General features: G+C 49.3%; 13 protein-coding genes and 1 tRNA gene. 3 read left to right on the top strand and 11 right to left on the bottom strand.

The window, feature by feature from the left end:
- Positions 1–37 precede the first annotated feature (37 nt).
- Complete coding sequence (locus CLV60_RS03480) at positions 38–1,195, top strand: Gfo/Idh/MocA family protein (RefSeq protein ID WP_106594023.1); 1,158 nt, start codon at positions 38–40, stop codon at positions 1,193–1,195.
- Between the two features lie 159 nt (positions 1,196–1,354).
- Here CLV60_RS03480 and CLV60_RS03475 read toward each other — a convergent pair whose 3' ends face one another.
- The 7 genes from CLV60_RS03475 to ubiE all read right to left on the bottom strand — a co-directional run bounded on the left by CLV60_RS03475 (position 1,355) and on the right by ubiE (position 7,093).
- Positions 1,355–2,485, bottom strand: a complete 1,131-nt coding sequence (locus tag CLV60_RS03475; protein ID WP_106594022.1) for a TlpA disulfide reductase family protein — start codon at positions 2,483–2,485, stop codon at positions 1,355–1,357.
- Between the two features lie 161 nt (positions 2,486–2,646).
- Positions 2,647–3,123, bottom strand: a complete 477-nt coding sequence (locus tag CLV60_RS03470; protein ID WP_106594021.1) for a DUF4822 domain-containing protein — start codon at positions 3,121–3,123, stop codon at positions 2,647–2,649.
- Between the two features lie 115 nt (positions 3,124–3,238).
- Positions 3,239–4,459 carry an amidohydrolase gene (locus CLV60_RS03465; protein ID WP_106594472.1) on the bottom strand — a complete coding sequence of 407 codons (1,221 nt, stop codon included), beginning with the start codon at positions 4,457–4,459 and terminating at the stop codon, positions 3,239–3,241.
- A gap of 18 nt (positions 4,460–4,477) precedes the next feature.
- Positions 4,478–4,945: an ankyrin repeat domain-containing protein gene (locus CLV60_RS03460; RefSeq protein ID WP_211302184.1), complete on the bottom strand. Its 468-nt coding sequence runs from the start codon at positions 4,943–4,945 to the stop codon at positions 4,478–4,480.
- Between the two features lie 544 nt (positions 4,946–5,489).
- Positions 5,490–5,564: transfer RNA gene (locus CLV60_RS03455), tRNA-Val, on the bottom strand.
- A gap of 123 nt (positions 5,565–5,687) precedes the next feature.
- A complete protein-coding gene (gene porT / locus CLV60_RS03450) occupies positions 5,688–6,422 on the bottom strand; it encodes a type IX secretion/gliding motility protein PorT/SprT (protein ID WP_310589259.1) in 735 nt (244 codons plus the stop codon).
- Positions 6,371–7,093, bottom strand: coding sequence for a bifunctional demethylmenaquinone methyltransferase/2-methoxy-6-polyprenyl-1,4-benzoquinol methylase UbiE (ubiE, locus tag CLV60_RS03445; RefSeq protein ID WP_090156021.1), 723 nt, complete (start codon positions 7,091–7,093; stop codon positions 6,371–6,373). Before ubiE ends, porT begins: the two co-directional genes overlap by 52 nt.
- A gap of 156 nt (positions 7,094–7,249) precedes the next feature.
- Between ubiE and CLV60_RS03440 the strand changes: the two genes are divergently transcribed.
- Both CLV60_RS03440 and CLV60_RS03435 read left to right on the top strand, forming a co-directional pair.
- Positions 7,250–8,032, top strand: coding sequence for a hypothetical protein (locus CLV60_RS03440; protein ID WP_106594020.1), 783 nt, complete (start codon positions 7,250–7,252; stop codon positions 8,030–8,032).
- Between the two features lie 23 nt (positions 8,033–8,055).
- Positions 8,056–8,640 carry a hypothetical protein gene (locus tag CLV60_RS03435; protein ID WP_106594019.1) on the top strand — a complete coding sequence of 195 codons (585 nt, stop codon included), beginning with the start codon at positions 8,056–8,058 and terminating at the stop codon, positions 8,638–8,640.
- A gap of 14 nt (positions 8,641–8,654) precedes the next feature.
- Here CLV60_RS03435 and CLV60_RS03430 read toward each other — a convergent pair whose 3' ends face one another.
- From CLV60_RS03430 to CLV60_RS03415, 4 genes are all read right to left on the bottom strand, one after another.
- Positions 8,655–9,359: a response regulator transcription factor gene (locus CLV60_RS03430; protein WP_170118706.1), complete on the bottom strand. Its 705-nt coding sequence runs from the start codon at positions 9,357–9,359 to the stop codon at positions 8,655–8,657.
- A complete protein-coding gene (locus CLV60_RS03425) occupies positions 9,343–10,128 on the bottom strand; it encodes a sensor histidine kinase (protein ID WP_106594017.1) in 786 nt (261 codons plus the stop codon). The genes CLV60_RS03430 and CLV60_RS03425 overlap by 17 nt, the downstream gene beginning before the upstream one ends.
- Complete coding sequence (locus CLV60_RS03420) at positions 10,107–10,757, bottom strand: hypothetical protein (protein ID WP_106594016.1); 651 nt, start codon at positions 10,755–10,757, stop codon at positions 10,107–10,109. Before CLV60_RS03420 ends, CLV60_RS03425 begins: the two co-directional genes overlap by 22 nt.
- Before the next feature lie 227 nt (positions 10,758–10,984).
- The gene (locus tag CLV60_RS03415; protein ID WP_106594469.1) at positions 10,985–12,064 is read right to left on the bottom strand and encodes an alkene reductase; all 1,080 of its coding nucleotides are present in this window, start codon (positions 12,062–12,064) and stop codon (positions 10,985–10,987) included.
- Positions 12,065–12,085: the final 21 nt, after the last annotated feature.

Genomic DNA, 12,085 nt, shown 5'->3' with positions numbered 1-12,085 from the left:
TGATTAGCATTCAATCCTTAACCACACAAATTCCCCGATGAAAAAGCAGATTAATATCGGCATAGTAGGTTACAAGTTTATGGGCCGGGCGCATAGCAATGCGTGGAAAAAAGCCCCGCTGTTTTTTGACACCCCCTCGACGCCCGTCCTGAAAGTCGCGTGCGGCCGTCATCAGGAATCACTTTCTGAGTTTGCCCAAAACTGGGGCTGGGAAGAGACCGAAACCGACTGGCAAAAGCTCATCAACCGCCCCGATATCGACATTATCGACATCGCGTTACCCCAAAACCTGCATTATGAAGTCGCATTGGCCGCGGCAAAAGCTGGCAAGCATATTTTTTGTGAAAAACCGCTGTCGATGGACAGTACGCAGGCGGCCGAAATGCTGAAAGTTTGCCAGGAAAACGGCGTAAAGCATTACCTGAACCACAATTACCGCAGGACGCCTGCCGTAGCCCTGGCCAAAAAGATGATCGAAGAAGGCAAGATTGGCCGCATTTTCCATTGGCGTTGCGCTTACCAGCAGGACTGGATCGTCGATCCGTCGTTCCCGCTTACCTGGCAGCTTAAAAAGGAAACCGCCAAGGCCGGCCCTCAATGGGACCTCAACTCCCACGCTGTCGATCTCGCACATTTCCTCGTAGGCGACATCGTTTCCGTTTCCTCATTAACCGCGAATTTCATCAAAGAACGCCCGATAGCCGATGAAACAGCCACCGGAAGCCTGTCCGGTGCGTCCAAGGGCGATGAAATGGGTGAAGTAACCGTGGAGGACGCGGCGCTGATGATGGTCCGGTTCCAAAACGGGGCTGTGGGCTCATTTGAAGCCACCCGATTCGCAACCGGTCGCAAAAACCGCCTTACATTCGAAATTTACGGCAGCAAAGGCAGCCTCGTTTTCGACCTCGAACGCATGAACGAGCTGCAATACTATTCCAACGAAGACACAAAAGGCGAACACGGTTTCCGCACGATCCTCGCCACCGAATCCATCCACCCATACGCCGGCCACTGGTGGCCCGCCGGGCATATCATTGGCTACGAGCATGCATTCGTACACGCGGTAGTCGACTTCCTGGATGCCATTGAAAATGATACCGAAATCAAACCGGACTTCGCCGATGGTTTGAAAATCATTCAGGTGCTGGAAGCCGGATTACGTTCCGCTGAAAGTGGTAGTGAGGTAAGGTTGTAAAATTGAGGAGGAAAGGAGGAAAGGAGGAAAGGGAGGAAGGGGAGGAGGGAAAAGACAGTGGATGGAAAGGAGCAATCCTAGCATTCCACCCTCCCTTTCCTCCCTTTCATCCCCTTCCTCCTTCCTCCCTCTCATCCCCTTCATCCCCTCCTCCTTTTTCTACTTCAAAAGCGCCGCGACTTTCAAATCCACTGCATTATCGCCGGTGTCGTACCCTACGTGCTGATCGACCACCTTTCCATTGCCGTCCAGCAGCACCCAAATCGGGATAGTTTGCAAGTTGTATTTCTTATCCAGCATCGCATAAGTCTCTCCCACGGGCAGGAGGAACTGCTTCCAGGGCATTTGCTCTTTTTCCATGGCTTTTTTCCAGGCATTTTGATCCTTATCGACGGAAATGCTGACGACATTCAAATCCGCTCCTTTGCTTTCATAGAGTTTCTTAATTTGCGGAATTTCCATCCGGCAAGGCCCGCACCAGCTTGCCCAAAAGACAATGAGGTTATGTTTGGAGGAATCTACCAGCACTTCGCTGACCGACTTATCATCCGTCGTTTTTAATGCAACTTCTGTTGGAAAATCACTGCCGGTTTTGTTTTCGTACTCGAAATAGGTTTTTAAGGCAATATAACCTGGGTTTGAATGCAGCTCGGGATCGAAAAGTGAAAGCAGATGTTTGGCTTCGCGAGTTTCGAGTGACGTTTTGCTATAATTCAGTGTACGTAACAAGTCGAGTGAATAGGGATGCTTTCGAACGATCGATTCATTATAATCAGAGTTATCAGTTTTGTCCTTTGTATTGCCTTTAAAAGCGTAATGGCGGAATAGTACTTCCGTTTGCCGGTTTACTTTGTCCATTTTAAAGGTAACGACCTTATTTTTTGGAGTAAATACCTGGATCGTATCGAGTTGCAACTCCATTACACCCGGCTCGGCATAGAAATTACTTTCGCTCGTCTTCTTGAAGTAGGGATTTTTATAGCCAACCAGTTGATGCGGCCAATCGGGATTACCCGTTTCAAATACAATAGCCGCCCGAAACGGCACAAAACCCTCATCAGTTTTAACCTTAAATTCAAACTTCCCTTCGCGTACAACGGCGGTATCGACAAAGTTGCGAGTTTCGGCATTGCCAAAATACAGCTTCTTGCCTTCCAGGAACGTATTTCCACCCCGGAAATCGCCACGTATTACCATTTCAGAACTGTCCCCGCAGCCCCACAACACACAAATCATCAAAAGCAACCCTGTCACACCGGAAAGGGCACGTATAATCCGACTGTTTTCCATAACGCATTATGATTTTGTTGATGTGCAATGGTAATGACTTTGTTATAGAAAACAAAATATAAAGTAAAATTATATATCCATTATTTGTTTTACTTCCAAAATGAAAATGGCAGCCGAAATGGCTGCCATTTATCAGAGTAAACTCTAAATATCTTCACCCATTACTTTGGCTCCACGTGCGTGGTAGGCGTGTGAACGATATCGAAATAGATCGATTTGTCGCTATTGTTGGGATAAATCCGGTACGTAAATTCATCTTTTGTGAGCACCGTAATGTCTACCACGCGTGTAAACAAAACAGCGCCTGCATTATCCTTCGCTACGATCGTGCGGGTTTTTCCATCCGCGGAAACCGTCCAATCACCATGCATTTTGGGCGAATCGTCCAGGTTATACATGGTAAATGTTCCATCCGCCTTGAAATAGGCGAAACCTACAAAGTTGGCCACATTCGCATCCGTCAATACCACATTCTCGCCCTTATTATTTTTTGCATTTGTTGTTTCCCAGGCAACGCTCGCGAGCACTTCGCTGGGTGTTAATGCTTTCTGGGGCTCATGGTCATCGCTGCAACCAACAAATAATGCGGCACAAAAAATGACCACTAAACCCAATACAATTCTCTTGAAATCAGTCATGTTTGATAAAGTTTAAATACACGACAAAAGTATTTTATGTGTTGTGTAATCACTTTATTCGTTTCATTCCAATAGTTGTAAAATTTATAATAGACGCTACACTTACGCGCGATCGCTACGTCTCGTTAAATACAATATTTCCCTTGTGGATCAACGAAGTAATCGTTGAAATACGTGATACCGCCTCTGCCGAACAACTTGCCGCTACCAACACCATATCCGCATCATCTCCCGCTTTGGGCCATTGCTGCGCCCCTTTGTCGTCCAATGGAAGCACATAACGGGTAGCAAAAGCCAGTGTTCGCGACAGCTCCCATTCGGTTGAGTAGCCATAAAGCTCTGCGATGAGGTGTGCTTTTTGAAGCATATTCCCCGATCCGAAAGTGCTCCAATGGTCTTGTATGTTGTCATTCCCGATCAAAACCTCCACGCCGTGCTTTCGAAGCGTCGGAATGGGCATAATAGTACCTCTGAACGGAACCGACGACACAATGCCCACACCGGCTGCGGCCAGGCGTTCGGCTATTTTCTCTGTTTCGGGCGTGCTCATATGCCCCAGCGCGAATGCGTGGCTGACGTACGTCTTTCCTTTCAGCTGCGGGTTTTCAAGTGCCTTGTCGATCAGGAACTCGATCGTCTTTACACCGCTATCTCCCCTTTCATGCAAATGGAGGTCGATACCTTTGCCATTGTCGAGCGCCAATTGCGTAATCAAGTCCATCGGCTTCTCGATGCTTCCGTCAATCGAATAGGGATCTACGCCCCCGATAAAGCCCACAGAATCCATTTTGGCCGCTTCTTTCAGCAGCGACTCCGTTTGCGTGTAGTAAATACCATGTTGAGGAAACGCGACCAATTCCGCCGCCAGGCTCTTGCGCTTGTGCCGGAGTGCTTCTTCCAGGTGGTAGAGGGAGTCGAGCCCCGAAGTGGGGTCGACATTGAAATGGGAACGAATGAAGTCGGTCCCGTAAGCATGCAGGAAGTCAATCAATTTTTCAGTCCGCTCGACAGCGGTTTTGAGCCATTCGGGAATCATCCGCTGCTCGTAGGCGATCATATCCTTTACTGTCTTCCTTTTAGCCGAAACAGCCTGCCATGGCAATCCGAACAGCATTTTGTCGAGATGCGCATGCATATCCTTGAATGCCGGCAGCAAAAGCCTGCCTTTCGCGTCTATGCCGTCAATGTTAGGGCTATTGGGTTTAATGCTTTTTATTTTGCCATGCTCTACCTCAATACAAAACAGGGCTGTCTTCGTATTCACTACCTCCCCCGCCTCATATTCGAAACCCGTTTCCAACAATACGTTTTTCAGGGTGTATGCTTGATTCTCCATTTTGACGCCTCGCGGCATTTACTTCGATAAAATTCTTACTATTTCCGTGAAACCACGGTTTTGAGCATGTTGCAATGGTGTTACGCCATCGTGATCCGGTATGCCGAGATCCGCGCCGCCGTCTTTCAGCAGCTGCACGATTTCCTGGTATTTTTTACCTCCGTTGCCTAAAACAATGGCCTCCATCAAGGCTGTCCACCCCAACCGGTTCACATGGTTGACCGGGAAGCCCTTCGTATTTGCCAATACCCGCACCGTTTCCACATGCCCACGCTCGCACGCTGGAATCAATGCAGTACCGTTGTAGCGGTTGAAAACATCAAACCGGGCGCCATGGGCTAGAAAAAGCTTCACCAGTTCCGTTTGGCCGCTGGCACCGGCGTACAGAAACGGGCTATCCTGGATATTGTCCTGCAAATTGACATCCGCCCCTTTCTCCGTCAGCAGCGTGGCCATTTCAACCTGCTTATCAATTACGGCCAGCAATAGCAGCGATTTTCCTGTTGCATCATTGTATCGCTTGTTAATGGCTCATTTTTCGCATTGCACGAGGCGAATACGCCCATCAATGCCAGCAGCAATAATGTTCTCATAACTCCCATGGATTAATTGAAAAATTACAGCAACAAGGTAAGGCGAGTTTTCGGCTGACGCTTTGCCGAATCTATGCTGATAGTTGGAGGATTTATTACTAGGAGTAGATTGGAGGGATTCGGAGCAACTGAGCGGCCAGAAACGCAAAAAGCATCGATTGCTCGATGCTTTTTGCGGGAGTTGAGGGATTCGAACGGCAGCGGCCGACCGTCGCAGCGGCCGACCGTCCCCGACCCTCTGCTTGTAAATCTTGTGCTCTAAACCAACTGAGCGGCCAGAAACGAAAAAAGCATCGATTGCTCGATGCTTTTTGTGGGAGTTGAGGGATTCGAACGGCAGCGGCCGACCGTCCCCGACCCTCTGCTTGTAAATCTTATGCTCTAAACCAACTGAGCGGCCAGAAACGAAAAAAGCATCGATTGCTCGATGCTTTTTGTGGGAGTTGAGGGATTCGAACCCCCGACCCTCTGCTTGTAAGGCAGATGCTCTGAACCAACTGAGCTAAACTCCCTTTCTTTTTGCTTTTGTTTTCCCGTCGTTTGGGAGTGCAAATATGTGCGACTAAATTGAACTCTGCAAATATTCTTGAAAAAAAATTTAAAATATTTTTTAACCTCCTGATTACCAGTATACGCTATTCGAAATTTAAATAGAGCGTAACAGTGTGGGTGCGCAGGCGGCTGATACCATTGCCGACAGAATTTGATCCCGGTACCAGCATATTTGTCAAGCCATGTGAAAAACGCAGCTCCGGCGCGAATTTGAAGAACTCGAAGAACTGTTCGTAGCCAATGCCGTAGTCGATCGAGAAGTCGCTCGACTTGGTATCGAGGGCATTTGCTCCCCCACCACGGTTTCGTTTTACATTGGTCTCAATCCCCAGCGTCACGCCCGCGATCATGTACATGCGCGAGTTAACCCGCCGGACAGATTTGTATTTTAGCAAGAGCGGCACTTCAATCCAGGTCGACTCCCGTTTTTCAGTCCGCTCAGTACCATTGGGATAGCTGAATTTCACATGCCGCTCATACAGCGAAACAGCAGGCGTTGTGCGCAGGTCGAAATGCTCGTTCAGATAGGCATTTATGGTGAATCCCATGCGAAATGCCGCATTCGTGGGCGACTGGATAGCAAATGCCGTATCCTTCGTCACAAAGTCGTTGCTATGCTTGATATTGAACCGCGTAAAGGGTACCGCGAAAAGAATACCGTAATGGATCGGCTTGTCGTCGTAGTATTCGAGGTGCTTGCGACGGTACCCGATGCCCTGAGACTGCGCCTCCTGCGCCGCCATCAGCAGCGCCAGAATGCCGATAATTACTTGTGTCCGACGTAAATTGAACAGATCCCGAAGGTAAGTGATATGCATTTGGTATTTATGAAACCTGCTTTTTTATAAATATCAAGAAAAGCTTCCCCATCCGGAAAGGCCTGTACCGACTCGGGCAGATAAGTATATGCCGCGCTGTCCTTCGAGACCGTTTTTCCTATTATTGGTAATATGTATTTGAAATAAAAATTGTAAATCTGCTTGAACGGAAAGCTCTTAGGCTTCGAAAACTCGACCACCACACAAGTTCCGCCCGGCTTCATCACGCGGTTCATCTCTGTCAGTCCGGCCAGCAAATTCTGAAAATTGCGTACTCCAAACGAAACGATAATCGCGTCAAAATAATTGTTTGCAAAAGCCAAACTTTCCGAGTCACCGCTTTGCAGGGTAATCACGTCCTGCTTGCCCAGTTTCGCGATTTTCTCGCGACCTACGGCCAGCATTCCTTCCGAAATATCGACGCCGATGATCTTCTCAGGCTTCAATGCAAGCGCCTCGATCGCGAAGTCGCCAGTGCCCGTAGCAATATCGAGAATCACCTTAGGCTGCTGCTTTTTGAGCAGTTTAATGGCCCTTTTGCGCCAATATATATCTACACCGCCGCTCAGGACGTGGTTCAGCAGGTCGTACTTGGGTGAAATGTTATCGAACATCTCCGCAACCTGCTCCCGCTTGGTCCCTTCCTTATCTTTATAGGGTACTACACTCATCTTTATATTGTATTTTTCAACTACAAGCAAAACTAACAGATATTTACGGTTATCGCACGGCGGGCCGGCATCTTATTGGTTCTACAAAAGGTGACCAAAACGAAAAGCGCACGTATCAATGGGTGAACAAACATTTCATCCTGATCAATTCCAGCCATGCGTTACATTTTGCTCCTTACCGCCTGTGTACTAGCCGGCATGACCCTCGCGCAGCCTGTCCGTTACCGCTCGCCGAATGGCATCAGCGACAAGAAAAACTACCGCCGCGGAGCCACGCAACCCTGGTTTCTTGACCTCCGGTGCGGCCTCACACAGTTTTACGGCGAGCTCAATGCCCAGGCCATGCACGGGATCGCCGGTATAGGGATCGGAAGATCGCTCAACAAACAATTCGCCATTCAGCTCGACTACAATGCGGGAAGTATTGGGGGCGAGAAAAGGGCCTTTTTCAATTCCTGGTTTGTGAATGAATACAATACTGCGGAATGCCTCGTGAAATGGGACCTCTCGGAGCAATTCTGCGAAAAAGAGCCCGGCCTTGCGCATGTTTCGGTTTTTGCCGGGTTAGGACAAATCTGGTTCAGTGCCAATGCCTATGATCTGAGCGACAGCCGTCTGTTACGCTTCACCAACAGTGAGCAAAGCGCCAGAAACCCGCTTTTCCTGCGCTGGGGGCCAGCCAAAGGGCCGAGAGGAATAAAAAAAACGCGGGAAGGCATACTGCCGCTCGGCACTTCTGTGAGCTATGTTTTGTTAGAAAAATTAAAAATTGCATTCGAATACCGTTTCTATTTCGTGCGGACCGACAAGCTGGACGCCACATCGGGCCGACGGCTGATCAACCCTGAAGAAAGCGAATCATACAGCGACACGCCGAACGATACTTTCAGCTTCATTGCGGTATCGCTGCAATACCATTTCGGTCAACAGAAAAATTGAATGCCGATTAACGTTGTTAACCAATGATTTCTACCACTGTTAAATACAAACTTTACCCATCCCTATTAAGCTGCTTCGACCGGTTTGAGCGCGGTTATATCAATGAACAGGAGCTCCTCGACCGTATTAACCGCGTACCGATGCCGCAAACGGAAGCGCAGTTTCGTGGCTCCTCTTTCGAAGACGCGGTGATTAAAGGCATTGGTGAAGAGACATTCGATCCGGAGATATTGTCAAAAGTGCGGTCGTACCTGCCCCGTCCCATGCTGAAAACGCAGGTATACTGCGAATACCAGCTGAACGACAGCCTCATTTACGGCTATGTGGATGTAATCGGAAAGATGCTGGCCGTGGATATTAAAACTACCGGCAACTACCGCGAAGGCAGCTTCGCCAAAAGTCACCAGAACTTTTACCTGCCCGCATTACGTGCGAAAGGGATCAGAAGCCTCCGCTATGTGATCACCGACTTTAAGGATGTTTATCTGGAAGAGTATGATCAAATGGCAGATCTGACTTATCAGGAGGAGCAAACCGCCCGCTTCTGCGAATTCCTGGAAACTTATCGCGACCGCATTACCGATTTACGGGTATTTGCCCGTATTTAACACCGATAACCCGGCTAGAAATCGAGCAACTGATATTTCACCGCAAATATCGCCAGGCTGACCGAATTGCTCGCCCCCGTTTTTTCAAGCAGGTTTTTACGGTGGCCTTCCACTGTTCGGTAACTGATAAAAAGCTCCTCCGCGATTTTGGCCGTATTGTATCCTTTGCAAATGAGTGCCAGCACCTCCATTTCGCGATCGGTGAGGCCGACATTCAAAGAAGGGATAGCCACTTTGCTCCGCGTCGGTTTGATATCCCCCGCCTGCAAGCCCTGCCGCATTACCTGCGCAATGTCGTCATTGATATAATACCCTTTCGACACAACCTGCCCGATCGCATCGCTGAGAATGGCCTGGTCGATATCTTTGGGCAGGTAGCCGTGCACGCCTACACGCATGAGCTGCAATATGTGCTCGGGGGAGTAGTTCATGGAGAGGATGATGATTTTTATATCGGGATATTGCTTTAAGAGCAGACCTGCAACTTCTTTCCCATCCATTCCCTTCATGAAAAGGTCCAGCAGCACCACGTCGGGCTCGGCATTGCTTATTTCTTCCAAAAGCTCCTCGCCGGAAGCGGCTTCCAGAACTACCTGGTAATCTTCGTTCCGGGCCAGAATCTGGCCTAATCCCTGGCGGAACAGCTTGTGATCGTCCGCTATTGCTATTTTAACCGGTTTCAATGTGATCGTTGAGAAAATGTTAAACGGGCATTTCAATTTTAAAACGGGTGCCTTCACCGGGAGCGGAACTCAGTTCGAGTTTGGCGCCTAACAGGTCGGTTCGGGTACGGATCGTGCTCATTCCCATCCCTGCGGCTTTCGGGCCGGAATGCATATCAAACCCTTTGCCATTATCGCTCATCAGCAAACTCAGCTGTGAGCCGGTATGGTGCAAATCAAACATAATTTCACTGGCTTCGGCATGTTTCACCACATTACCGATCACCTCCTGGATAATGCGGTACAAGACCAACTGCTGGTACGACGAAAGTACCTCCGCCGGGTCGTCGATCGTACAATGGATATCCATTCCCGCATCCTCCATCCGGTTTAACAGGATTTTTACAGCGCCTGCGAAACCGAAATTTTCAATAATTACCGGCGACAGATTATGAGCAATTTGCCTTACATCTTTCACCACATCTCCGATAATCTGCCCTGAGCGCGCCGCGAGACCCTTCATTTCCTCCGGCGACTTTTCGTACTGGATCTGGTTCACAAACAAACGGACCGCCGACAAGGACGCGCCAATCTCGTCGTGCAGGTCGCGCGCGATGCGCTCACGCTCGTTCTCCTGTGAGGCCACGATCGATTCAAGAATCCTTTTCTGGTGGCTCATCTCCATCTGGTGCAGCCGGCTTTGCTGAAAATGCAACTTCCGCTGGTAAAGCAGCACAAAAATGACGATCGCAAGGGCCATCATCACCATAATGCCGATCCCACCGAAAAGCAGTTGCGCAAACTCTATTTCCCCCGGCCTACCCATAATGCGATGGCGTAAGTAATGTACAGCATATAATTCATCAGCGCATGGATCACCCAAATCTGGTCATTCAGATTTTTAGAATACAGCAAAATGAAATTCATAAATATGAAAATCAGGAAGTTACCCGAAAAGAAAAGCAGTAACCCCGCCGACACCCAAAAGAAAGGCTCGAGCAACAGATTTTGTACTTTCAATTCCTGAAAAACTTTATAGAAATAAGCAAGTGCCAGAATAATGATTACTACACTCTCAATCGACCGCCCCGCATTATCGATCCATACCGACTGGCCGGGCTGCCCCAGCTCACGCACGAGAACAATAGCCGTAAATATCCCCAGCATCCAGCCCCGCGAAGCCGTCAGCCACTTTTGATCGAGGACCAGGCTATACATCCATGTCAGCAATGCAAATTCCACGGTAATGTAGATAGGCCACAGAAACAGGTTGGATACTTTGAAAAACCAGAAAATGCGCGAAATGCTCTCGATGAGCAATGCAAAGAAGATCAGCCAGCAAAGGAGTTTCATGGGGCGGTCGGCCTTGCGGTAACGCATCATAGCCATTACCGCTGCCACGAGCACGGGCAGATATGTAAACAGTACAATTAGTTGCTCCCTGGAATAATGCATGATTCCTCTGAGTTGTCGAAGCCTTTAAATACAGATAGGCCGCACAGGTACTTCCTGCGGGTGAGGTTACGATATCAGGTGCCGGGATGACGACGGTAAGTCGTCCGTGAATTTTCTGAGAGGGAGGCCATTGAGCCGCCGGCAAATTACGCGATGGGACGGAAAGAAAAAAGCCGCACGATAAAGCGCGGCTTCATTTAAAAAGGCCGATTTATGGTTCCTCTGGATTATTTATCGGCTAGCGTCAATGAAGGATAATCGATGTAACCTGTCTCTCCCGCGGTGTAAAATGTCTTGTAGTCAGGGGCATTCAATGCGGCGCCGGTTTCAATCCGCGTTACCAGATCCGGGTTGGCGAGGAACGGCTGACCAAATGCGATCAGATCGGCAATACCTTCGCCCAGCGCAGTTTCGGCGGTTTGAGATGTAAAGCCGTTACACAAAATAATGGTCCCCGAAAACTGCCGGCGGATAATTTGCAGAGTCTCATTATCAAGATCCGGCGTTAGCGAAATGTGAATGTAGGTAATTCCGATCGCGTTCAGTTCCGTGGCCAGATATTCGTACGTTTTCTGAACTTCCGCCCGGTCGTAAGGCAGCAGGTCATTATAGGTCCCAAAAGGAGAGAAACGAATGCCTACCTTGTCTTTTCCGATTGCTGCGGCGGTTTTCCGAGCAATTTCCAGCACCGCCCGCGAACGGTTTTCAATGGAGCCGCCAAAACGGTCCGTCCGGTTATTCACATTCGGGTTCAGGAACTGTTCAAGCAGATAGCCATTCGCGTTATGCAGCTCAATCCCATCAAAACCCGCCTCCACGGCATTCTCTGCGGCTTTTACGAATTCATTGATAACGTCTTCCACGCCCGCGGTCGACAATGCTTCCGGTACCGAATGGTCGAGCATGCCCTCCTCGTCGGTCCACATTTGCCCGGCAGCCGGGATGTCCGACACTCCGATCACGCGGATGCCCGCGGGCAGGTTATGCACATGCGCGATACGCCCGGTGTGCATAAGTTGCATGAAAATCCGGCTTCCCTGCCCCTGTACCGCATCGGCTATTTTCCGCCATGCGTCGGTTTGCGCATCGCTGAAAATTCTGGGGATCCGTGCATAACCCAATCCTTCGGGCGCCGGCGCGGTTCCTTCCGTAACAACCAGCCCGGCGCCGGCGCGCTGTGCATAATATTGCACCATGAGGTCATTGGGAAGGTTGCCGATAGCTCTCGACCGCGTCATAGGAGCCATGACCAGACGGTTCTTCAATTCAAAGGTATCTTTCTGGTATTCAGACAGTAACTTGCTCATTTTCTTTTTCAGATTAAATTG

It is taken from the genome of Dyadobacter jiangsuensis (assembly GCF_003014695.1).
Classification (GTDB): domain Bacteria; phylum Bacteroidota; class Bacteroidia; order Cytophagales; family Spirosomataceae; genus Dyadobacter; species Dyadobacter jiangsuensis.
Note: the sequence above shows the minus strand (reverse complement) of the source record. Positions and strands in the feature narration are given on the sequence as shown.